The sequence below is a fragment of the Pseudomonas sp. GNP013 genome (assembly GCF_054343995.1).
The window spans coordinates 4,161,409-4,182,841 of record NZ_JBTGUT010000001.1 but is presented as its reverse complement, the minus strand read 5'-3'; the positions used below and the strand labels follow the sequence as shown (position 1 = coordinate 4,182,841).

The 21,433-nt window shown below is 62.5% G+C and carries 18 protein-coding genes; 11 read left to right on the top strand and 7 right to left on the bottom strand.

Features of this window, described 5'->3' with window-relative positions; genetic code table 11:
- The first annotated feature begins 3 nt into the window (after nucleotides 1-3).
- Together garD and ACXX81_RS18445 are read left to right on the top strand one after the other, a co-directional pair.
- The gene (gene garD / locus ACXX81_RS18450) at nucleotides 4-1,557 is read left to right on the top strand and encodes a galactarate dehydratase (protein ID WP_458572166.1); all 1,554 of its coding nucleotides are present in this window, start codon (nucleotides 4-6) and stop codon (nucleotides 1,555-1,557) included.
- 162 nt (nucleotides 1,558-1,719) lie between these two features.
- A complete protein-coding gene (locus ACXX81_RS18445) occupies nucleotides 1,720-2,661 on the top strand; it encodes an AEC family transporter (RefSeq protein ID WP_209988603.1) in 942 nt (313 codons plus the stop codon).
- Between the two features lie 37 nt (nucleotides 2,662-2,698).
- Here ACXX81_RS18445 and ACXX81_RS18440 read toward each other — a convergent pair whose 3' ends face one another.
- The 6 genes from ACXX81_RS18440 to gatC form a co-directional block, all read right to left on the bottom strand.
- The gene (locus ACXX81_RS18440) at nucleotides 2,699-3,082 is read right to left on the bottom strand and encodes a carboxymuconolactone decarboxylase family protein (protein ID WP_209988606.1); all 384 of its coding nucleotides are present in this window, start codon (nucleotides 3,080-3,082) and stop codon (nucleotides 2,699-2,701) included.
- Entirely contained in the window at nucleotides 3,079-4,125 is a 1,047-nt protein-coding gene (locus ACXX81_RS18435; RefSeq protein WP_322214645.1) for a calcium/sodium antiporter, read from the bottom strand. The genes ACXX81_RS18440 and ACXX81_RS18435 overlap by 4 nt, the downstream gene beginning before the upstream one ends.
- A gap of 58 nt (nucleotides 4,126-4,183) precedes the next feature.
- Entirely contained in the window at nucleotides 4,184-4,555 is a 372-nt protein-coding gene (locus ACXX81_RS18430) for a septal ring lytic transglycosylase RlpA family protein (protein WP_057006887.1), read from the bottom strand.
- Nucleotides 4,556-4,748: 193 nt separating this feature from the next.
- Nucleotides 4,749-6,194 (bottom strand): Asp-tRNA(Asn)/Glu-tRNA(Gln) amidotransferase subunit GatB, encoded by a 1,446-nt coding sequence (gene gatB, locus ACXX81_RS18425; protein WP_322212655.1) that lies wholly within the window; start codon nucleotides 6,192-6,194, stop codon nucleotides 4,749-4,751.
- Nucleotides 6,195-6,204: 10 nt separating this feature from the next.
- Complete coding sequence (gene gatA, locus ACXX81_RS18420; RefSeq protein WP_231422522.1) at nucleotides 6,205-7,656, bottom strand: Asp-tRNA(Asn)/Glu-tRNA(Gln) amidotransferase subunit GatA; 1,452 nt, start codon at nucleotides 7,654-7,656, stop codon at nucleotides 6,205-6,207.
- Between the two features lie 16 nt (nucleotides 7,657-7,672).
- The gene (gatC, locus tag ACXX81_RS18415; protein ID WP_057006884.1) at nucleotides 7,673-7,960 is read right to left on the bottom strand and encodes an Asp-tRNA(Asn)/Glu-tRNA(Gln) amidotransferase subunit GatC; all 288 of its coding nucleotides are present in this window, start codon (nucleotides 7,958-7,960) and stop codon (nucleotides 7,673-7,675) included.
- 210 nt (nucleotides 7,961-8,170) lie between these two features.
- Between gatC and mreB the strand changes: the two genes are divergently transcribed.
- The 8 genes from mreB to tldD all read left to right on the top strand — a co-directional run bounded on the left by mreB (nucleotide 8,171) and on the right by tldD (nucleotide 19,349).
- A complete protein-coding gene (gene mreB, locus ACXX81_RS18410; RefSeq protein WP_002555108.1) occupies nucleotides 8,171-9,208 on the top strand; it encodes a rod shape-determining protein MreB in 1,038 nt (345 codons plus the stop codon).
- Between the two features lie 139 nt (nucleotides 9,209-9,347).
- The gene (mreC, locus tag ACXX81_RS18405) at nucleotides 9,348-10,439 is read left to right on the top strand and encodes a rod shape-determining protein MreC (protein WP_209990667.1); all 1,092 of its coding nucleotides are present in this window, start codon (nucleotides 9,348-9,350) and stop codon (nucleotides 10,437-10,439) included.
- Nucleotides 10,439-10,927, top strand: a complete 489-nt coding sequence (mreD, locus tag ACXX81_RS18400; RefSeq protein WP_209988618.1) for a rod shape-determining protein MreD — start codon at nucleotides 10,439-10,441, stop codon at nucleotides 10,925-10,927. Before mreC ends, mreD begins: the two co-directional genes overlap by 1 nt.
- Nucleotides 10,928-10,978: 51 nt before the next feature.
- Nucleotides 10,979-11,575, top strand: a complete 597-nt coding sequence (locus tag ACXX81_RS18395; RefSeq protein ID WP_231422524.1) for a Maf family protein — start codon at nucleotides 10,979-10,981, stop codon at nucleotides 11,573-11,575.
- A gap of 70 nt (nucleotides 11,576-11,645) precedes the next feature.
- Nucleotides 11,646-13,103, top strand: a complete 1,458-nt coding sequence (gene rng, locus ACXX81_RS18390; protein ID WP_209988625.1) for a ribonuclease G — start codon at nucleotides 11,646-11,648, stop codon at nucleotides 13,101-13,103.
- A gap of 76 nt (nucleotides 13,104-13,179) precedes the next feature.
- Nucleotides 13,180-16,995 (top strand): YhdP family protein, encoded by a 3,816-nt coding sequence (locus ACXX81_RS18385; RefSeq protein ID WP_458572165.1) that lies wholly within the window; start codon nucleotides 13,180-13,182, stop codon nucleotides 16,993-16,995.
- A 46-nt stretch (nucleotides 16,996-17,041) separates the two neighbouring features.
- Nucleotides 17,042-17,890 carry a carbon-nitrogen hydrolase family protein gene (locus ACXX81_RS18380; protein WP_458572164.1) on the top strand — a complete coding sequence of 283 codons (849 nt, stop codon included), beginning with the start codon at nucleotides 17,042-17,044 and terminating at the stop codon, nucleotides 17,888-17,890.
- A 16-nt stretch (nucleotides 17,891-17,906) separates the two neighbouring features.
- Nucleotides 17,907-19,349 (top strand): metalloprotease TldD, encoded by a 1,443-nt coding sequence (tldD, locus tag ACXX81_RS18375; protein ID WP_458572163.1) that lies wholly within the window; start codon nucleotides 17,907-17,909, stop codon nucleotides 19,347-19,349.
- Nucleotides 19,350-19,394: 45 nt separating this feature from the next.
- On the opposite strand, the gene yjgA is transcribed toward tldD, so the two are convergent.
- The gene (gene yjgA, locus ACXX81_RS18370; RefSeq protein ID WP_004372117.1) at nucleotides 19,395-19,916 is read right to left on the bottom strand and encodes a ribosome biogenesis factor YjgA; all 522 of its coding nucleotides are present in this window, start codon (nucleotides 19,914-19,916) and stop codon (nucleotides 19,395-19,397) included.
- A gap of 108 nt (nucleotides 19,917-20,024) precedes the next feature.
- Here yjgA and pmbA point away from each other — a divergent pair, with 108 nt between their 5' ends.
- A complete protein-coding gene (gene pmbA / locus ACXX81_RS18365) occupies nucleotides 20,025-21,371 on the top strand; it encodes a metalloprotease PmbA (RefSeq protein WP_458572162.1) in 1,347 nt (448 codons plus the stop codon).
- Nucleotides 21,372-21,433 lie beyond the last annotated feature (62 nt).

The window sequence follows — 21,433 nt, the reverse complement described above, 5'->3', positions numbered from 1 at the left end:
GTGATGCAATTGATTGAACATGCCGACTCGCCGCGCTCGATCCGTTTGCACGAGCGCGACAACGTGGTGATCGTGGTCAATGACCAGGGCGTCCCGGCCGGGACCGAGTTCCCGGACGGCCTGGTCACCGTGGATTTCATCCCCCAGAGCCACAAGGTGACCCTGGAAGATATTCCCGAAGGCGGTCAGATCATTCGCTATGGCCAGACCATCGGTTACGCCCTGGCGCCGATCCCGCGCGGCAGTTGGGTGCAGGAAGACCAGCTGCGCATGCCCACCGCGCCGCCATTGTACAGCCTGCCACTGTCCACCGAGGTGCCCGAAGCCCAGGCGCCTTTGCAAGGGTTCACGTTCGAGGGCTATCGCAACGCCGACGGTACCGTGGGCACGCGTAATATCCTCGGCATCACCACCACGGTGCAGTGCGTCACCGGTGTACTCGACCACGCGGTCAAGCGCATCAAGGACGAACTGCTGCCCAAGTATCCTCATGTCGATGATGTGGTGGCGCTGACCCATAGCTACGGCTGCGGTGTGGCGATCACGGCGACGGATGCCTACATCCCGATCCGCACCGTGCGCAACCTGGCGCGCAACCCGAACCTGGGCGGCGAAGCGCTGGTGATCAGCCTGGGCTGCGAGAAACTGCAGGCCGGGCAGGTGATGCATGAGAACGACAGCTCGGTCGACCTGAGCGAGCCGTGGCTGTATCGGCTACAGGATTCCAGTCACGGGTTCACCGAAATGATCGAGCAGATCATGGCGCTGGCCGAAACCCGCCTGAAAAAACTCGACCAGCGCCGCCGCGAAACCGTGCCGGCGTCCGAGCTGATCCTGGGTATGCAGTGCGGCGGCAGCGATGCGTTCTCCGGCATCACCGCCAACCCGGCGCTGGGCTATGCCTCGGACCTGCTGTTGCGGGCCGGCGCCACGGTGATGTTTTCCGAAGTGACCGAAGTCCGTGATGCCATCTACCTGCTCACGTCGCGCGCGCAAACGAAGGAAATTGCCCAGGAGCTTGTGCGGGAAATGGACTGGTACGACCGTTACCTGGCCAAGGGCGAGGCCGACCGCAGTGCCAACACCACGCCGGGCAACAAGAAGGGCGGGTTGTCGAACATTGTCGAGAAGTCCCTGGGCTCCATCGTCAAGTCCGGCAGCAGCGCGATCAACGGCGTGCTGGGCCCCGGCGAGCGCTTCAAGAGCAAGGGCCTGATCTTTTGCGCGACGCCGGCCAGCGACTTTGTGTGTGGCACCTTGCAACTGGCGGCGGGCATGAACCTGCACGTGTTCACCACCGGACGCGGCACGCCCTACGGGCTGGCGATGGCGCCGGTGGTCAAGGTGTCGACGCGCACGGAGCTGGCGCAGCGCTGGCCGGACCTGATCGACATCGACGCCGGGCGCATCGCCACCGGGCGTGCGAGCATCGAGGAACTGGGCTGGGAGTTGTTCCACTTCTACCTGGACGTCGCCAGCGGCAAGAAACAGACCTGGGCCGAGCATCACAAGCTGCATAACGACATTACCCTCTTCAACCCGGCGCCGATTACCTGAGACCGCGTCGCCTGCATCGGGAGCAAGCCCCCTCCCACATGTTGAACTGTGAATGCAGTCAAATGTGGGAGGGGGCTTGCTCCCGATAGCGGCCTACCAGACGCCACCGCGCCGCATGGCTTATCATTGACCTTCTGACGACGCTCAAAGGTTCTCCCCGGCATGCTGGCTATCTTCCTCACCACCCTTACCATCACCGCGCCGGTGTTTGCCATGCTGTTTCTCGGTGTGCTGCTCAAGCGCATCAACTGGATCAACGACAACTTTATCCATACCGCTTCCTCCCTGGTGTTCAACGTCACCATGCCGGCGCTGCTGTTTCTCGGCATCCTGCACGCCGACCTGCATGCGGCGCTCCAACCGGGCTTGCTGATCTATTTTGCGGTCGCCACCGTGCTGAGTTTTGCCGTGGCCTGGGGCTGGGCGATTTTTCGCTGCAAGCCGGCAGACCGGGGTATCTATGCCCAAGGCGCGTTTCGCGGCAACAACGGGGTGATCGGCCTGGCGCTGGCCGCCAGCATGTACGGCGACTACGGCATCTCCCTGGGCGCCGTCCTCGCGGCGCTGGTGATCCTGCTCTACAACACGCTGTCGACCATCGTGCTGGCGGTGTACAGCCCGGTGATCAAGTCCGACCCGTGGAGCATCTGCAAGAGTGTGCTGGCCAATCCGCTGATCATCAGCGTGTTCGTCGCCGCGCCGTTCGCCTACTTCCAGCTCGGCGTGCCCGGTTGGCTGGAAAAGTCCATGCAGTACCTGGCCGACACCACGCTGCCGTTGGCGCTGATCTGCATCGGTGGCACCTTGTCCCTGGCGGCGCTGCGCAAGAGTGGCAACATGGCGCTCAGTGCGAGCCTGATGAAGATGGTCTGGCTGCCGATCGTCGCCACCCTTGGGGCCTGGCTGCTGGGCTTTCGCGGGCCCGAACTGGGGATTCTGTTTCTGTACTTCGGTGCGCCCACCGCCGCAGCCAGTTATGTGATGGCCCGCGCGGCCGAGGGTAATCACGAGCTGGCGGCGGCGATTATCGTGATCACCACGCTGATGGCGGCGGTGACCACCAATATCGGGATTTTCGTGTTGCAGGCGGGTGGGTGGATCTGAGGTTGCGGTGGGCTTGCCTGCGATAGCTATCTGAAGATCACCGCTGCTCAGCCTGATACACCTCAATCACCTCCTGCGCCGCCCGGAATGCATCAATCGCCGCCGGCACCCCCGCATACACCGCGCAATGCAGCAGCGCCTCGCGAATCTCTTCCACCGTACAGCCATTGTTCAACGCCCCGCGCACGTGGCCCTTGAGTTCCTGCGGGCACTTGAGCGCGGTGAGGGCGGCGAGGGTAATCAGGCTGCGGGTCTTGAGCGGTAACCCCTCGCGGTTCCATACACTGCCCCAGGCATGGTCGTTGACGAAGTCCTGCAACGGCTGGGTGAATTCAGTGGCATTGCCCAGGGCGCGGTCGACGAACACATCGCCCATCACCTGGCGACGCATGGCTACGCCGGGTTTCTTCTGATCGGTCATTGCGGTTCCCTCTTGTGTTGGCGGCGCCAGGCGCGCAGCGTGCTGAACAACAGAAAAGCCACCAGCGCCGGCAGGACGTAATACAGCATCAGGTGTTCAAGCTTGCCGGCCAGGGGCATGCCCGTAGTAAATGCCATCACATGCAGCCCATACGCCAGGTACAGGCCCAGCATCACCAGGCCTTCGGCGCGGGTCACGCGGTAGCCGCTGTAGAACACTGGCAGGCACAGCACCACCACGCCGAGCATCACCGGCAGGTCGAAGTCCACGGCATTGGGCGACACCGACAGTGGCGTCGGCGCGAGCAGGGCGGTGAGCCCCAGCACGCCGAGCAGGTTGAACAGGTTGCTGCCGATCACGTTGCCCACGGCAATCTCGCGCTCGCCGCGCAGGGCGGCGATCAGCGACGTCGCCAGGCACGGCAGGGAAGTGCCGACGCCAATCAGCGTCAGCCCGACGATACGCTCCGACAGGCCCAGGTCGCTCGCCACGTCCACTGCCGCGCCAAGCAGCAGGTGCCCGGCCAGTACCAGCACCAGCAGCCCGCCAACGATGCGTATCACACTGCTCAGCCATGGCGCCCGGGCCACCGTGTCGAGAGTGCGCGGGCGCCGTGAATGGCGCGTCTGGTAATGCAGCACGCCGAGGTAGGCCAGCAGCGCGATCAGCAATAGCAGGCCGTCGAGGGGTGTCAGTTCCTCATTGGCCGCCAGGGTAAACACCAGCAGCGCGGCGATGATCATCACCGGGATGTCCAGGCGTACCAACTGGCGCGACACCCGCAGCGGAATGATCAGGGCCGCGAGGCCCAGGGTGACGAGGACGTTGAAGATGCTGCTGCCGATCACGCTGCCCACGGCGATATCGGTATTGCCGGCGAGGGTGGCCTGCAGGCTGACGGTCATCTGCGGCGCGCTGCTGCCGAAGGCGACGATGGTCAGGCCGATGATCAGCGGTCGCACCTTGAGGCTGGCGGCCAGGCGCACGGCGGCGCGCACCAGGACTTCGGCGCCGACGATCAGCAGTAGCAGGCCGCTGAACAGTTCGAGCAGGCTCCAGGGCGAGAGGGCTTTTAGTGCGAAAATGGCCTGTGCTCCTTCTTCAGTTGCTCATGGCCTGCACGCGAACCCGCGCAGTGCCGCGGCTCAGCATGCCCAATTGTGCGGCCGCCTGGCGTGAAAGGTCGATCAGGCGCCCACGTGAATGCGGACCGCGATCATTGATGCGCACGATCACCGAGCGGTTATTGTCGAGATTGGTCACCTTGACCTGCGTGCCGAAGGGCAGGCGCCGATGGGCGGCAGTCAGGGCGTTCTGGTTGAAGGGTTCACCGCTGGCGGTGCGGTTGCCATGGTGTTTGGCGCCGTAATAGGAGGCGGTGCCGGTTTCGTCGTAGCCATTGGGGTCGATGAGACCGCTGGCGCAACCGCCCAGCAGGGAAGACAGGGCCAGGAGACCGAGTAGACGCTTCATGTTCGACGTTACCCCCGTATCAACTGTGGAAAAAGAGGGCTGATGTGGGAGGGGCTTGCTCCCGATAGCGGTGTGTCAGACACAGGTGTGCAAGCTGATACACCGCTACCGGGAGCAAGCCCCCTCCCACATGGGGCCGATTCCACAAAGGGTCCGAGTGGGGTGTGAAATCCGCCCGGCCCCGTCACCGCTATCAGCCTTCGAGCTTGCTTTTGAGCAGCTCGTTCACCTGTTGCGGGTTGGCCTTGCCTTTGGACGCTTTCATCGCCTGGCCGACAAAGAAGCCGAACATCTTGCCGCGCTTGGCTTCATCGGCCGCGCGGTATTGTTCGACCTGTTCGGCATTGGCCGCGAGCATTTCATCGAGCACGGCGGAGATGGCGCCGCTGTCGGTGACTTGCTTGAGGCCGCGCTTCTCGATGATCTCGTCAGCGTTGCCTTCGCCTGCCGCCATCGCTTCGAACACCGTCTTGGCAATCTTGCCGGAGATGGTGTTGTCCTTGATGCGCAGCAGCATGCCGCCCAGTTGCGCGGCCGAGACCGGCGCTTCGTCGATTTCCAGGCCTTGTTTGTTCAGCAGGCTGCCCAGCTCGACCATGACCCAGTTGGCCGCAAGCTTGGCGTCACCGGCAATGCTCACGACCTTTTCAAAGTAGTCGGCCTGCTCGCGGCTCGACGCCAGCACGCTGGCATCGTAGACCGACAGGCCGAACTGCGCCTGGAAGCGCTCGCGTTTTTGCGGTGGCAATTCCGGCAGGGTGGCGCGGATGTCGTTGAGGAACGAATCCTCAAGCACTACCGGCAACAGGTCCGGGTCGGGGAAGTAACGGTAGTCGTTGGCTTCCTCCTTGCTGCGCATGGCGCGGGTCTCGTCTTTGTTCGGGTCGTACAGGCGGGTCTGCTGGATGACCTTGCCGCCGTCCTCGATCAGTTCGATCTGGCGACGCACTTCGGTGTTGATCGCCTTTTCGATGAAGCGGAACGAGTTGACGTTCTTGATCTCGCAGCGTGTGCCGTACTCGGTCTGGCCTTTTGGCCGCACCGACACGTTGCAGTCGCAACGCAGGGAGCCTTCGGCCATGTTACCGTCGCAGATGCCGAGGTAACGCACCAGCGCGTGGATCGTCTTGACGTAGGCCACGGCTTCCTTGGCGCTGCGCATGTCCGGCTCGGAGACGATTTCCAGCAGCGGCGTGCCAGCGCGGTTCAGGTCGATGCCGGTGGCGCCGTTGAATTCTTCATGCAAGCTCTTGCCGGCATCTTCTTCCAGGTGCGCACGGGTCACGCCGACGCGCTTGATGGTGCCGTCTTCCAGCGGGATGTCCAGGTAGCCCTTGCCGACGATCGGCAATTCCATCTGGCTGATCTGATAGCCCTTGGGCAGGTCCGGGTAGAAGTAGTTCTTGCGCGCGAACACGTTGTGCTGGCCGATTTCGGCGTCAATCGCCAGGCCGAACATTACCGCCATGCGCACCGCTTCCTGGTTCAGCACCGGCAGCACGCCAGGCATGCCCAGGTCGACGAGGCTGGCCTGGGTATTAGGCCCTGCGCCGAACGTGGTGGCGCTGCCGGAGAAAATCTTCGATTGGGTGGCGAGCTGGGTATGAATCTCCAGCCCGATCACGACTTCCCATTGCATAGTGTTCTCCTCAGAAGCCGGTTGGGGTGCGAGTGTGCCAGTCAGTGTTCAACTGGTACTGGTGCGCCACATTGAGCAGGCGGCCTTCCTGGAAATACGGCGCGAGCAATTGCACGCCCACCGGCAGACCGTCAACGAAACCGGCCGGCATGGACAAGCCCGGCAGGCCTGCGAGGTTGGCGGTGATGGTGTAGAGGTCTTCGAGGTACTCGGCAATCGGATCGCCGGTCTTGGCACCGATCTTCCACGCCGGGTTCGGCGTGGTAGGGCCGAGGATCACGTCGACTTCTTCAAAGGCCGCCATGAAGTCGTTCTTGATCAGGCGACGGATTTTTTGCGCCTTGAGGTAGTACGCGTCGTAGTAGCCGGCCGACAGCGCGTAGGCGCCGACCATGATGCGCCGCTGTACTTCGGCGCCGAAGCCTTCGCCACGGGAGCGTTTGTACAAATCGGAAAGATCTTTGGGGTTTTCGCAGCGGTAGCCGAAGCGCACGCCGTCGAAGCGCGACAGGTTGGAGGACGCTTCGGCCGGCGCGATCACGTAGTAGGCGGGAATCGCATGCTGGTTGTTCGGCAGGCTGATTTCCTTGATCACGGCGCCGAGGCCTTCCAGCGTCTTGACGCTGTTGTGCACACGTTCGGCGATACGCGGGTCGAGGCCGGCGCTGAAGTATTCCTTCGGCACGCCGATGCGCAGGCCCTTGAGCGAGGTGTTGAGGCTGGCGCTGTAGTCCGGCACCGGTTCATCGATGCTGGTGGAGTCCTGTGCATCGAAGCCGGCCATACCTTGCAACAATATTGCGCAGTCTTCTGCAGTGCGGGCCAACGGGCCGCCCTGATCGAGACTCGACGCGTAGGCGATCATGCCCCAGCGCGACACGCGACCGTAGGTCGGCTTCAGGCCGGTAAGGTTGGTGAAGGCGGCGGGCTGGCGGATCGAACCACCGGTGTCGGTGGCCGTGGCGGCCGGCAGCAGGCGCGCGGCAACGGCAGCGGCCGAACCTCCGGACGAGCCGCCGGGCACGTGTTCCAGGTTCCACGGGTTTTTCACTGCCCCGTAGTAGCTCGACTCGTTGGCCGAACCCATGGCGAATTCGTCCATGTTGGTCTTGCCCAGGGTCACGGCCCCGGCGGCGGCGAGTTTGGACACCACAGTGGCGTCGTAGGGGGCTTTAAAGTTGTCGAGCATCTTCGAGCCGCAACTGGTGCGTATGCCCTGGGTGCAGAACAGGTCTTTGTGGGCGATTGGAGCGCCCAGCAGTGCGCCGTTTTCACCGTTGGCGCGACGCACGTCGGCAGCCTTGGCCTGGCTCAGGGCCAGTTCCTCGGTGAGGCTGATGAAGCTGTTGACCTTGGGGTCGAGCTCGGCGATGCGCGCCAGCAGGGTTTTGGTCAATTCTTCAGAAGAAAACTTTTTTTCGGCGAGACCGCGGGCGATCTCGGCCAGAGTCATGTGATGCATGAAAGGCTCTTTCCCTTTAGTCGATGACTTTCGGAACCAGATACAGGCCGTTTTCGACCGCTGGCGCGATGGACTGGTAGGCCTCGCGATTATCGCGTTCGGTCACGACGTCTGCGCGCAGGCGCTGGCTGGCTTCCAGCGGGTGAGCCAGGGGCTCGATGCCGTCGGTATTGACGGCCTGCATCTGGTCGACCAGCCCGAGAATGCTGTTCAGGGCTGCGGTGGTCTGTGGAAGATCGGCGTCATTCAGGCCAAGCGAGGCCAGATGCGCGATTTTTTCCACGTCGGAGCGTTCAAGCGCCATGGGTTTCTCCAGTGGAAAACAGAACGGAGGGCATCCGTGTGTTAGATTGTCGGAACACTACCGCATTTCTACGGTCATAAGGCCGCGATTGTGGGGGTTGGTGCACAGAAAGTCGGCCAATTTAGCACATTGGCGCCTTGCCCAAAATCCCTGTCGTTGTTAGAGTTTGCCGCACTTTTTTACCCACGCGTTGCCTAGGGTCCTTTCCCCATGTTCAAGAAACTGCGTGGCATGTTTTCCAGCGATCTTTCCATTGACCTGGGCACTGCCAACACCCTTATTTACGTGCGCGAGCGCGGTATCGTTCTGAATGAGCCATCAGTTGTGGCCATTCGGACCCATGGTAATCAGAAAAGTGTCGTTGCCGTCGGCACCGAGGCCAAGCGCATGCTCGGCCGAACACCTGGCAATATTGCTGCCATTCGTCCGATGAAGGACGGCGTGATTGCCGACTTCAGCGTCTGCGAGAAGATGCTGCAGTACTTCATCAACAAGGTTCACGAAAACAGTTTCCTGCAGCCCAGCCCTCGTGTGCTGATCTGTGTTCCGTGCAAATCCACGCAGGTGGAGCGCCGTGCCATCCGTGAATCGGCCCTGGGTGCCGGTGCCCGCGAAGTGTTCCTGATCGAAGAGCCGATGGCCGCTGCAATCGGTGCCGGCCTGCCGGTGGAGGAAGCACGCGGTTCGATGGTGGTGGATATCGGTGGCGGTACCACCGAAATCGCCCTCATCTCCCTGAACGGTGTGGTATATGCCGAATCCGTGCGCGTGGGCGGCGACCGCTTCGACGAAGCGATCATCACTTATGTGCGTCGTAACTACGGCAGCCTGATCGGCGAATCCACCGCCGAGCGTATCAAGCAGGAAATCGGTACGGCCTACCCAGGCGGCGAAGTGCGCGAAGTCGATGTTCGCGGTCGCAACCTGGCCGAAGGCGTGCCACGCGCCTTCACCCTGAACTCCAATGAAGTGCTGGAAGCGCTGCAAGAGTCCCTGGCCACCATCGTTCAGGCAGTGAAAAGTGCGCTGGAGCAATCGCCACCGGAGCTGGCTTCCGATATCGCCGAGCGCGGCCTGGTACTGACCGGTGGTGGCGCCTTGCTGCGTGACCTCGACAAGCTGCTGGCCCAGGAAACCGGCCTGCCGGTGATCGTCGCCGAAGACCCGCTGACCTGCGTTGCCCGTGGCGGTGGTCGTGCACTGGAAATGATGGATAAACACACCATGGACCTGCTCTCCAGCGAATAAGATCGGCTGGTTGCGCCATGCTTCGCCCGCAGGCAGCACTTTGCAGTGCTGCCTGTCGGCGTTTATCTTCTTCAATCTGCATCCAGGCCGGTTTGATGCCGTATGAATAAAGAGAACATTTGCCCGGGAGGAGCGGCCTATTAAACCGCTTTTCGCCAAAGGCCCCTCATTGGGCGTGCGCTTGCTGGTGCTGGTCGTGCTTTCGGTCGCGCTGATGGTGGTCGACGCCCGCTTTGCGCTGCTCAAGCCCGTGCGCAGTCAAATGTCGCTGGTGTTGATGCAGACCTACTGGATCACCGACCTGCCGCAACGGCTTTATCAGGGGGTGGCAAGCCAGTTCGGCAGCCGCACCGAGCTTGTCGCCGAAAACGAAAAACTCAAGACTGAAAACCTGCTGCTGCAGGGACGCATGCAAAAGCTGGCGGCCCTCACTGAGCAGAACGTTCGGCTGCGCGAGTTGCTCAATTCTTCCGCGTTGGTCAACGAGAAGGTCGAAGTGGCCGAGCTGATCGGCATGGATCCCAACCCCTTCACCCATCGCATCATCATCAACAAGGGTGAGCGCGACGGTGTGGTGCTCGGCCAGCCGGTGCTCGATGCCCGTGGCCTGATGGGGCAGGTGGTCGAGTTGATGCCCTACACCTCCCGCGTCCTGTTGCTCACCGACACCACCCACAGTATTCCGGTGCAGGTCAACCGCAACGGCCTGCGTGCGATTGCCAGCGGCACCGGCAATCCCGAGCGCCTGGAGTTGCGTCACGTGGCTGACACCGCCGATATCAAGGAGGGCGACCTGCTGGTCAGCTCCGGTCTTGGCCAGCGGTTCCCAGCGGGTTACCCGGTGGCGACGGTCAAGGAAGTGATCCACGATTCCGGTCAGCCGTTCGCCATTGTGCGTGCCGTGCCGACTGCCGCCCTGAACCGCAGCCGTTACCTGCTGCTGGTGTTCAGCGATAACCGCACCCCGGAAGAGCGCGCCAACGATGCCGCGCAGGCCCAGGAAGCGGAAGACAAGCGCAACGGCACCCTGCCGGTCACGCCCGCCATCGTGCCCAAACCGGCCTTTGTAGGGCCACCGGCGCCGGCAAATCTTCCTGCAGCGGCGCCTGTGGCGACACCCGCCAAGCCCGCCACGCACAGCACTCGTCCGGCCAAACCGGCAGCCAGCACCACGCCTGCCGCGAAGCCGCCTGCCGGCGCTGCGACCACTACGCGACAGAGGGAGGAATAATGGCCAGTACTCATTCGCGCAATGGTTGGGTGGTGTGGCTGACGTTCGCCGTCGGCTTGCTGCTCAGCGTATCGCCGCTGCCGCAGTTCATGGAGATCCTGCGCCCGTTGTGGCTGGCCTTGCTGATGGCGTTCTGGGCGTTGCACCTGCCGCACAGGGTGGGCATGGTCACTGCGATGTTCCTGGGCTTGGCGGAAGATGTGCTCTATGGCACCTTGCTTGGCCAGAACGCGCTGATCCTGACCCTGATTACTTTTCTGGTGCTGTCGTTGCAGCAGCGTTTGCGCATGTTCCCGATGTGGCAGCAGTGCCTGGTGATTCTGGTGATCTTCGGCCTGGCGCAGTTGGTGCAACTCTGGCTCAGCGCCTTGACCGGCAACCGCCAGCCAACGCTGGCGCTGGTATTGCCGGCCCTGGTCAGTGCGCTGTTGTGGCCCTGGGTCAGTTTTGGCCTGCGTGGTCTGCGTCGCCGCTACAAAATCAATTGAATGGATTGCGAGGCTCTGCCTGGTTATCGAACCCCACAGGGAGAGTCTGCAATGAATTCGCTTTATCTGGCCTCGGGTTCTCCCCGACGGCGTGAACTGCTGACCCAGATCGGTGTGCCCTTCACTGTGGTCAGCGCCGCCATTGACGAAACACCTCTTACCAATGAATCACCCGTTTCCTACGTCGAGCGTCTTGCGCGCGGCAAGGCAACGGCGGGTTTCGCCGTGCTTGAAACACCCTTCAATGCCTGTGTGCTGGGGGCTGACACGGCGGTGATTGTCGATGGCCGGATTCTCGGCAAACCCGTGGACCAGGCCGATGCCCTGGCGATGTTGATGGCCCTCGCGGGAAATGAACACGAGGTGCTGACCGCCGTTGCCCTGACGGAGGGTCAGCGCTGCGAAACCCTATGCGTCAGCAGCCGTGTACGTTTTCGCGAGATTGGCGTCGAAGAGGCCACCGCCTACTGGCACAGTGGCGAACCCCGGGACAAGGCGGGTGGCTATGCTATCCAGGGGCTGGGGTCGGTGTTTGTTGCCGGGCTCAATGGCAGCTATTCCGCCGTGGTCGGGCTGCCGGTGTGCGAAACCGCGCAACTGCTTAGCCGATTCGGCATACCCTGTTGGCAAAACCTTACCGTGCGCTGAACGCCGTATTACAGCGCCAAGCCTTGAGCGATCGGTCACTATTGTGAAAACGCCAGAACGAGACCCAGCCATGAGTGAAGAGATTCTGATCAATATCACGCCGATGGAATCGCGCGTGGCAGTGGTAGAGAACGGTGTTCTGCAAGAAGTGCATGTCGAGCGCACCCAGAAGCGCGGGATCGTCGGCAACATCTATAAAGGCAAGGTGGTGCGCGTGCTGCCGGGGATGCAGGCGGCGTTTATCGACATCGGCCTGGACCGGGCGGCATTTATTCACGCGTCGGAGATTTCTCTGCGCGAAGGGCCCGCGGTGGAGAGCATCAGTGCCCTGGTGCATGAAGGGCAGAGCCTGGTGGTGCAAGTCACCAAGGACCCCATCGGCTCCAAAGGCGCGCGGCTGACGACACAGCTGTCGATTCCTTCGCGTTATCTGGTGTACATGCCGCGTACCGCCCATGTCGGCATTTCCTTGAAGATCGAAGACGAAGGCGAGCGCGAACGCCTGAAAAAAGTGGTCAGCGACTGCGTGGCGGCCGAAGGCATCAAGGAAGCCGGCGGCTTCATCCTGCGCACCGCCGCCGAGGGCGCCGGTGCCGATGAAATCCTCATGGACATCCGCTACCTGCGGCGTCTGTGGGACCAGATCGGCGAGCAGATCAAGACCATCGGCGCGCCCAGCGTCATCTATGAAGACCTCGGCCTGGCGCTGCGTACCCTGCGCGACCTGGTCAGCCCGAAAATCGAAAAAATTCGCATCGACTCGCGCGAAACCTTCCAGCGCACCACCCAATTTGTCGCCGAACTGATGCCGGAAATTGCCGACCGCCTGGAGCATTACCCTGGCGAGCGGCCAATCTTCGACCTGTATGGCGTCGAAGACGAGATCCAGAAAGCCCTTGAGCGCAAGGTGCCGCTCAAGTCCGGCGGCTATCTGGTGGTGGACCCGGCGGAAGCCATGACCACCATCGACGTCAACACGGGGGCCTTTGTCGGCCATCGCAACCTGGAAGAGACCATCTTCAAGACCAACCTTGAAGCGGCCACCGCGATTGCCCGCCAGCTGCGCCTGCGCAACCTGGGCGGGATCATCATCATCGACTTCATCGACATGGAAGATGAAGAGCACCAACGCCAGGTGTTGCGCACCCTTGAGAAGCAATTGGAGCGTGATCACGCCAAGACCAACATCATCGGCATCACCGTGCTGGGCCTGGTGCAGATGACCCGCAAACGCACCCGCGAAAGTCTCGAACAGGTGTTGTGCGAACCCTGCAGCAGTTGCCAGGGGCGCGGAAAATTGAAAACCCCGGAAACGGTTTGCTACGAGATTTTCCGGGAAATCCTGCGCGAGGCACGGGCCTACCAGGCTGAAGGTTATAGAGTGCTGGCTAACCAGAAAGTGGTCGATCGGCTGCTGGACGAAGAGTCCGGCAACGTCGCTGAGCTGGAGGTGTTTATCGGGCGCACGATTCGCTTCCAGGTCGAAACCATGTATTCCCAGGAACAATACGACGTGGTGCTGCTCTGATCCCCAATCGCTTGTTTTCTTCGAGCCCTGCAGACCTTGCTCTGCCGTCCGCCCACCGCTTTGAGGGTCGCCTGACATGGAGCGTCTGATACGCTTTTTTGCCGCTTTGACCCGCTGGGGCCTGGGCCTGTGTGCGCTGCTGCTGGTCTTGGCGGCGGTGTACGTGAGCCTGGGGCGTGAATTGACCCCGTTGGTGGCCGAATACCGTGCCGAGATCGAGGCCAAGGCCCAGTCGGCGGTGGGCATGCCCCTGCGTATCGGCAGCCTGGAAGGGCGCTGGAGCGGCTTTGCTCCCGTGTTGCTGGCTCACGATGTGATGGTCGGCGAGGGCAACAGCGCCTTGCGCCTGGACCAGGTCGAAGTGGTGCCGGATATCTGGGCCAGCCTGATTGCCCGTGAAGTGCACCTTGCCCACCTGCAAGTCAGCGGCCTGCAATTGAGCGTCAAGGAAGACAAGGATGGCCACTGGGCCCTGCAGGGCTTGCCGCTGCCGGACGACCAGCCGCTGGACCCGCAGCAGTTGCTCGAGCGCATGCAGCGGGTCAAGCGGGTGTCGGTGCTCGACAGCCAGGTCACCCTGCAACCCTTCGATCAGGCGCCGGCGACCCTCACCTACGTTGGCCTGAGCCTGCACACCGGCACCGATCGCCAACGCCTGGATGCGCGCCTGACCCTTCCCGATGGCCAGCCGCTGGCCCTCAACCTGCGCACGCGCATCCGTGCCAGCCAATGGCAGGACGGCGAAGTCCAGGCTTACCTGAGCCTGCCCCAGAGCGATTGGGCCAAGTGGATTCCCGCCCGCCTCACTCAGCAATGGACACTCAGCGAGTTCAAGTCCGGCGGAGAATTTTGGCTGACCTGGGCCAAGGGCACCGTGCAAAGCGCTGCGGCGCGTCTCAACGCTCCCGAGATAAAAGGCAGTTATGCCGGGCGCAAGCCGGTGCATATCGAGAATTTTGCCCTGACGGCGTACCTGCAGCGCAGTGACACAGGCCTTAAGGTGCTGTTTGATTCGCTGGCGATGAACCTCGGCGACAACCGCTGGGAATCGCGCCTGCAATTGCAGCAGGCGCTGGCGACCGACAAGGCTCCGGAAACTTGGAAGTTGCAGGCCGATCGTGTGGACCTGACCCCGATTACTCCCCTGTTGAATGCCCTGGCGCCGCTGCCTGAAGGCTTCGCCAAAACCATCGCACACCTCAAGGCCACCGGCCTGCTGCGCAATGTGCTGGTGGATTTCCGCCCGGAGGACAGCACCGACCAGAAACTCAGCTTCGCCGCCAATCTTGAGCGCGTGGGTTTCGATGCCTATTCCGGCGCGCCGGCGGCGCGCAACGTGTCCGGCAGCATCAGCGGCGACCTGGGCCAGGGCGAGTTGCGCATGGACAGCAAGGATTTTTCCCTGCACCTGGACCCGATCTTCGCCAAGCCCTGGCAATACATCCAGGCCAATGCGCGGCTGACCTGGAAGCTGGATAAACAAGGCTTCACCCTGATCGCCCCGTATATCAAGGTGCTGGGCGAAGAAGGCAAGGTGGCCGCCGACTTCCTGATTCGCCTGCATTTCGATCATAGCCAGGAAGACTACATGGACCTGCGGGTGGGCATGGTCGATGGCGATGGGCGCTTTACGCCCAAGTACTTGCCGGCGGTGCTGAGCCCGGCTCTGGATGAGTGGCTGCGCACTGCGATTCTCAAAGGCGCGGTCGACCAGGGTTTCTTCCAGTATCAGGGGTCGTTGAACCATAACGCGTTGCCGGCTTCGCGCAACATCAGTCTGTTCTTCAAGGTGCATGACGCCGAGCTGGCGTTCCAGCCGGGCTGGCCTCATGTCAGCAAGGTCAACGGCGAGGTGTTCGTCGAGGAAAGCGGCGTGCGCATTCTGGCCAGCAAGGGCCAGTTGCTCGACACAAAGGTCAAGGACGTCTACGTCAATATTCCCCATGCCCCTGCGGGCAAGGACAGCCACCTGCTGTTGACCGGTGGTTTTTCCGGCGGCCTGGGCGATGGCCTGAAAATTTTGCAGGAAGCGCCGATTGGTACGGCGTCGACCTTTGCCGGATGGAAAGGCGAGGGCGACCTGCAAGGCAAGCTGGACCTGGATGTGCCACTGGCCAAAGGCACCGAGCCGAAGATCGTGGTGGACTTCCAGACCGACAAGGCCCGCCTGCAGTTGGCCGATCCGACCCTGGACCTCAACCAACTGAAGGGGAATTTCCGTTTCGACAGTGCCAAGGGCTTGAGCGGCGATCAAATCAGCGCCCAGGCGTTCGATCGGCCCATCAGCGCGCAGATCTTCGCCGAAGGCAGGCCGGGTGCTATCAGCACCCGCGTGGTCGCCAAGGGTCAGGTCACGGTCAAGCGGCTGACTGACTGGCTGAACGTTACCCAGCCGCTGCCCGTATCCGGCGATATCCCCTACCAGTTACAAGTCATCCTTAATGGCGCAGACAGTCAGTTGATGGTCAATTCCGACCTCAAGGGTGTGGCGGTGGATCTGCCGGCGCCGTTTGGCATGCCAGCGAGCCAGGGCCGAGACAGCACGTTCCGCATGACCCTGCAGGGCGCCGAACGGCGTTACTGGTTTGATTACGGGGAGCTGGCGAACTTCACCTTTGCCGCACCCCCGGACAACTTCAATGAGGGGCGCGGCGAGTTGTTCCTCGGTGATGGCGATGCAGTGCTGCCGGGTGCGAAAGGCCTGCGCATTCGCGGCGTGCTGTCGGAGCTGGATATCGATCCGTGGAAGAAACTGGTTGGCCGTTACGCCGGTAATGACCCGGGTGGCAGCGCCAAGCAACTGCTCAGTGGCGCGGATTTCAAGGTCGGCAAGCTGACAGGCTTTGGCAAGCAGTTCGATCAGGTCAGCCTGCTGCTGGACCGCAAACCGGCGGCCTGGGGCCTGCAACTCGACAGCCAGCAGGCCAAAGGCTCGGTGAACCTGCCGGATGCGAAGGGCGCGCCCATCGCGATCAACCTGCAGTACGTAAAACTGCCTGCGGTTGACCCGACCGTGCAGGCGGATGAAAACGCGCCGGACCCGCTGGCCGACATCGACCCCAAGGACATTCCCGCGCTGGATATCAACATCGAGCAGTTGTTGCAGGGCCCGGACCTGATCGGTGCGTGGTCGCTGAAAATTCGGCCGACGGCCAAGGGCCTGGCCTTCAACAGCCTGGACCTGGGCCTCAAGGGCTTGCAGCTCAAGGGCGCGGGCGGTTGGGAAGGCACGGCCGGCGACAGCAGCAGTTGGTACAAAGGGCGCCTGGACGGCAAGAATATCGCCGATGTGCTCAAGGGCTGGGGCTTTGCGCCTACCGTGACCAGTCAGGAGTTTCACCTCGATGTGGACGGCCGCTGGCCGGGTTCGCCGGCGTGGGTCGGGCCAAAGCGGTTCTCCGGCATGCTCGATGCCGATTTCCGCCAGGGTCAATTTGTCGAAGTCGAGGGCGGTGCCCAGGCGTTGCGCGTGTTTGGGCTGCTCAACTTCAACTCCATCGGTCGTCGCCTGCGCCTGGACTTCTCCGACCTGCTCGGCAAGGGCTTGAGCTATGACCGGGTCAAAGGCCTGCTGGCGGCCAGTGATGGCGTGTTTGTAACGCGAGAGCCGATCACCATGACCGGGCCTTCGACCAACCTTGAACTCAATGGCACCCTGGACCTGGTGGCCGACCGCGTGGATGCCAAGCTGCTGGTGACCCTGCCGGTGACCAACAACCTGCCGATTGCGGCACTGATTGTCGGCGCGCCAGCCATCGGTGGTGCGCTGTTTCTGATCGACAAGCTGATCGGTGACCGCGTTTCGCGCTTCGCCAGCGTGCAATACACCGTGCAAGGGCCGTGGAAGGATCCGAAGATTACCTTCGACAAGCCTTTCGAAAAGGCCAAGTGAGACTTGATGGAGTAGCCTGTGGCTATTCTTTTATGGAGTATCGGCCATGACGTTTGCGGTAATTCAGATGGTCAGCCAGAGCGACGTGCTGGCCAACCTGGCCGAGGCCCGGCGCCTGCTGGAGCAGGCCGCCCAAGGCGGTGCCCGGCTGGCGGTGCTGCCGGAAAACTTCGCCGCCATGGGCCGCCGCGACGTGGCCGATATCGGCCGAGCCGAAGCCTTGGGCGAAGGCCCGATCCTGCCATGGTTGAAACAGGCCGCCCGCGACCTCACCTTATGGATAGTGGCCGGCACATTGCCGTTGCCGCCCAGGGATCAACCGAATGCCAAGTCCACTGCCTGCTCGCTGCTGATCGATGATCGCGGTGAGGTGGTTGCCCGTTACGACAAACTGCACCTGTTCGACGTCGACGTGGCGGATGCCCGGGGTCGCTATCGTGAATCCGACGACTATGCTTTTGGCAGCACTGTAATAGTGGCGGACACCCCCGTCGGGCGACTGGGCCTGACGGTGTGTTACGACCTGCGCTTCCCGGAGTTGTACAGCGAGTTGCGTGCGGCGGGCGCTGAGCTGATCAGCGCGCCCTCGGCCTTTACGGCGGTCACCGGCGCTGCGCATTGGGACGTGCTGATCCGCGCGCGGGCCATCGAAACCCAGTGCTATGTGCTGGCGGCGGTTCAGGGCGGCGTGCACCCGGGCCCAAGAGACACTCACGGACATGCCGCCATCGTTGACCCTTGGGGTCGCGTGCTGGCGCAACAGGACCAAGGCGAAGCGGTGTTGCTGGCCGCACGCGACAGCACGGAACAGGCGTCGATACGGGCGCGCATGCCGGTGGTGAATCACCGGCGCTTTTTCTCGCAGGGCGCGCAGCGACCTGCTTCAGAACGATGAATTTAAGGCCAAACCTATGAGCGAGTTGTTGTCCTCAGTCAGTGAACACCTCCTGGCACCCGGTGGCGTGACCATCGAAAGCTTGCAAACCGTGCTCGGTGACCTGGCCGGGCCAGGTATCGATGCGGCCGACCTGTATTTTCAGGGGCAGATTTCCGAGTCCTGGTCGCTGGAAGACGGCATCGTCAAGGAAGGCAGTTTCAACCTCGACCAGGGCGTGGGCGTGCGTGCGCAATCGGGCGAAAAGACCGGGTTTGCCTACAGCAACGCGATCACCCTCGAAGCGCTGGGCCAGGCTGCGCGTGCCGCGCGTTCGATCTCCCGCGCCGGCCAGAATGGCACAGTGCAGGCGTTCAGCACCCGGGATGTCGCCCAGTTGTACGGCCCGGATAACCCGCTCGAAGTGATCAGCCGTGCGGAAAAGGTCGAGCTGCTCAAGCGCATCGACGCCGCCACCCGTGCGCTGGACCCGCGAATCCAGCGAGTCACCGTAAGCATGGCCGGGGTGTGGGAGCGCATCCTGGTGGCGTCCACTGACGGCAGCCTGGCAGCGGATGTGCGCCCACTGGTGCGTTTCAATGTCAGCGTGATCGTCGAACAGAACGGCCGCCGCGAACGCGGAGGGCATGGCGGCGGCGGGCGCACCGACTACCGGTATTTCCTCGCCGACGACCGCGCCATGGGGTACGCCCGCGAAGCGCTGCGCCAGGCGCTGGTCAACCTGGAAGCCATTCCGGCGCCTGCGGGCACGTTGCCGGTGGTGCTGGGGTCCGGTTGGTCCGGTGTGCTGCTTCACGAAGCGGTGGGCCATGGCCTGGAAGGTGACTTCAACCGCAAGGGCAGTTCGGCCTATAGCGGGCGCATGGGCGAAATGGTTGCGTCCAAACTGTGCACGATTGTTGATGACGGCACGCTGGCCGGCCGTCGTGGCTCGTTGACGGTGGACGATGAAGGCACGCCGACCGAGTGCACCACCCTGATCGAGAACGGCGTGCTCAAGGGCTACATGCAGGACAAGCTCAATGCCCGCCTGATGGGCGTGGCGCGTACCGGTAACGGTCGTCGCGAGTCCTACGCTCACCTGCCGATGCCGCGCATGACCAACACCTACATGCTCGGCGGCGAAAGCGACCCGGCGGAAATCATTGCGTCGGTCAAGCGCGGGATCTATTGCGCCAATCTCGGCGGCGGCCAGGTTGATATCACCAGCGGCAAGTTCGTGTTTTCCACCAGCGAGGCGTACCTGATCGAAGACGGCAAGATCACCGCGCCGGTCAAAGGGGCGACCTTGATTGGCAACGGTCCGGAAGCGATGAGCAAGGTGTCGATGGTCGGTAACGACCTGTCGCTGGACAGCGGCGTGGGCACATGCGGCAAGGATGGGCAGTCGGTGCCGGTGGGTGTCGGCCAGCCAACGCTGAAGATTGATGCGATCACCGTGGGTGGCACGGGGTCGTAAGAGATGGAGCTTCGGGTGGCGCAGACCGCCACCCGGGGAAGAGGATCAGCGCAGGCCGCGTTGAGTCTCGTCCAGCTCACGGATGTACTTGAAGATTTTACGGCTGGTGGCTGGCGCCTTGTTATGCGCCTGCTCGTGCTGGGCCTGACGGATCAGGGAGCGCAGTTGCTGGCGGTCCGCGTCCGGGTAGTCCAGCACGAATTTCTCCAGCACGGCGTCATCGCCCGCAATCAGGCGGTCACGCCAACGTTCCAGGTTGTGGAAGCGTTCGTTGTACTGGCGAGTGGAGGCATCGGTTTGATCAAGCAGGGCCAGGATGGCGTCAATGTCCTGATCGCGCATCAATTTGCCGATAAACATGATGTGCCGTTTACGCGCGATATTCGCGCTGTGCTTGGGCGCATCGGCCAGCGCCCGGCGCATTTCGTCGGTCAGTGGCAGTTTGGCAATCAAATCTTTCTTGAGCGTTGTAAGGCGCTCGCCGAGGTCAACCAGCGCATGCAGCTCGCGTTTGACCTGGGTTTTGCTTTTCTCCCCATCGAGGGAGTCGTCGTAAGAATCAACCATGGTGGCAGTCCGCAAAGAAACGCCGCCATGATAACCAGTCGGGGGCCGCTTGTCCGGCCCGGTCGCTCGATGGCCTTAACCGAAAGCAGATTTTGAGTGGAGAAAACCATGAGTGCAGCCCAAAGCGTCGGTCCGCAAGCGTTACCGGCACTGCAGGAACAAGTCGAGCAGATCCTTGCCGAGGCCAGGCGCCAGGGGGCCGGTGCCTGTGAAGTGGCGGTGTCGCTGGAGCAGGGGCTGTCGACTTCGGTGCGTCAGCGGGAAGTGGAAACTGTCGAGTTCAACCGTGACCAGGGGTTTGGCATCACCCTGTACGTCGGTCAGCGCAAAGGCTCGGCGAGCACCTCGGCCAGCGGCCCGGACGCGATACGCGAAACCGTCGCCGCCGCCCTGGCGATTGCCAGGCACACTTCCGAGGACGAAAGCTCGGGCCTGGCCGACAAGGCGCTGATGGCCAGGGACGTGCAGGACTTCGATCTGTTCCACGCCTGGGACATCACGCCTGAGCAGGCGATCGAACAGGCGCTGACGTGTGAGGCCGCGGCGTTCGACGCAGATGCCCGCATCAAGAACGCCGATGGCACCACGTTGAGCACTCACCAGGGTTGCCGTGTGTATGGCAACAGCCATGGATTTATCGGTGGTTATGCGTCGACTCGTCACAGTTTGAGCTGCGTCATGATTGCCGAAGCCAATGGCCAGATGCAGCGTGACTACTGGTACGACGTAAATCGCCAGGGCGAGTTGCTGGCCGACCCGGTCAGCATCGGCCAGCGCGCAGCACAGCGCGCCGCGAGCCGCCTCGGTGCGCGCCCGGTGCCAACCTGTGAAGTGCCGGTGCTGTTTTCCGCAGAGCTGGCCGGGGGCTTGTTCGGCAGTTTCCTGGGGGCGATTTCCGGTGGCAACCTGTACCGCAAATCCTCTTTCCTTGAGGGGGCTATCGGTCAGACGCTGTTTCCGGAGTGGATGACCATCGATGAGCGTCCGCACCTGATGCGCGCGATGGGCAGTTCATCGTTCGACGGTGATGGCCTGGCCACCTATGCCAAGCCGTTCGTCGAGCAGGGTGAGTTGGTGTCCTATGTGCTGGGTACCTACGCCGGTCGCAAGCTCGGCCTGCCCAGCACCGCCAACGCTGGCGGCGTGCATAACCTGTTCGTGAGCCATGGCGATGAAGACCAGGCCGCGCTGTTGCGTCGTATGGGACGTGGCCTGCTGGTAACCGAACTGATGGGGCACGGCCTGAACATGGTCACCGGGGATTACTCGCGCGGCGCCGCGGGTTTCTGGGTGGAGAACGGCGAGATTCAGTTCGCGGTCCAGGAAGTCACCATCGCTGGCAACATGCGCGATATGTTCAAGCAGATCGTAGCGGTCGGGAATGATCTGGAGCTGCGCAGCAACATTCGCACAGGTTCGGTACTGATCGAGCGGATGACGGTGGCGGGCAGCTGACCCCCCTTTCGTCTCAAATAAAAAGCGCGCTATTCCACACGGATAGCGCGTTTTTTTTATGC

Excerpts from the sequence above, each read along its gene's own strand:
- rng (WP_209988625.1), top strand. The coding sequence starts at position 11,646 with ATGAGTGAAGAGATTCTGATCAATATCACGCCGATGGAATCGCGCGTG.
- ACXX81_RS18385 (WP_458572165.1), top strand. The coding sequence starts at position 13,180 with ATGGAGCGTCTGATACGCTTTTTTGCCGCTTTGACCCGCTGGGGCCTG.
- yjgA (WP_004372117.1), bottom strand. The coding sequence starts at position 19,916 with ATGGTTGATTCTTACGACGACTCCCTCGATGGGGAGAAAAGCAAAACC.
- pmbA (WP_458572162.1), top strand. The coding sequence starts at position 20,025 with ATGAGTGCAGCCCAAAGCGTCGGTCCGCAAGCGTTACCGGCACTGCAG.
- tldD (WP_458572163.1), top strand. The coding sequence starts at position 17,907 with ATGAGCGAGTTGTTGTCCTCAGTCAGTGAACACCTCCTGGCACCCGGT.
- ACXX81_RS18395 (WP_231422524.1), top strand. The coding sequence starts at position 10,979 with ATGAATTCGCTTTATCTGGCCTCGGGTTCTCCCCGACGGCGTGAACTG.
- mreD (WP_209988618.1), top strand. The coding sequence starts at position 10,439 with ATGGCCAGTACTCATTCGCGCAATGGTTGGGTGGTGTGGCTGACGTTC.
- gatB (WP_322212655.1), bottom strand. The coding sequence starts at position 6,194 with ATGCAATGGGAAGTCGTGATCGGGCTGGAGATTCATACCCAGCTCGCC.
- ACXX81_RS18445 (WP_209988603.1), top strand. The coding sequence starts at position 1,720 with ATGCTGGCTATCTTCCTCACCACCCTTACCATCACCGCGCCGGTGTTT.
- ACXX81_RS18380 (WP_458572164.1), top strand. The coding sequence starts at position 17,042 with ATGACGTTTGCGGTAATTCAGATGGTCAGCCAGAGCGACGTGCTGGCC.
- ACXX81_RS18440 (WP_209988606.1), bottom strand. The coding sequence starts at position 3,082 with ATGACCGATCAGAAGAAACCCGGCGTAGCCATGCGTCGCCAGGTGATG.
- ACXX81_RS18430 (WP_057006887.1), bottom strand. The coding sequence starts at position 4,555 with ATGAAGCGTCTACTCGGTCTCCTGGCCCTGTCTTCCCTGCTGGGCGGT.
- mreB (WP_002555108.1), top strand. The coding sequence starts at position 8,171 with ATGTTCAAGAAACTGCGTGGCATGTTTTCCAGCGATCTTTCCATTGAC.
- gatA (WP_231422522.1), bottom strand. The coding sequence starts at position 7,656 with ATGCATCACATGACTCTGGCCGAGATCGCCCGCGGTCTCGCCGAAAAA.
- garD (WP_458572166.1), top strand. The coding sequence starts at position 4 with ATGCAATTGATTGAACATGCCGACTCGCCGCGCTCGATCCGTTTGCAC.
- gatC (WP_057006884.1), bottom strand. The coding sequence starts at position 7,960 with ATGGCGCTTGAACGCTCCGACGTGGAAAAAATCGCGCATCTGGCCTCG.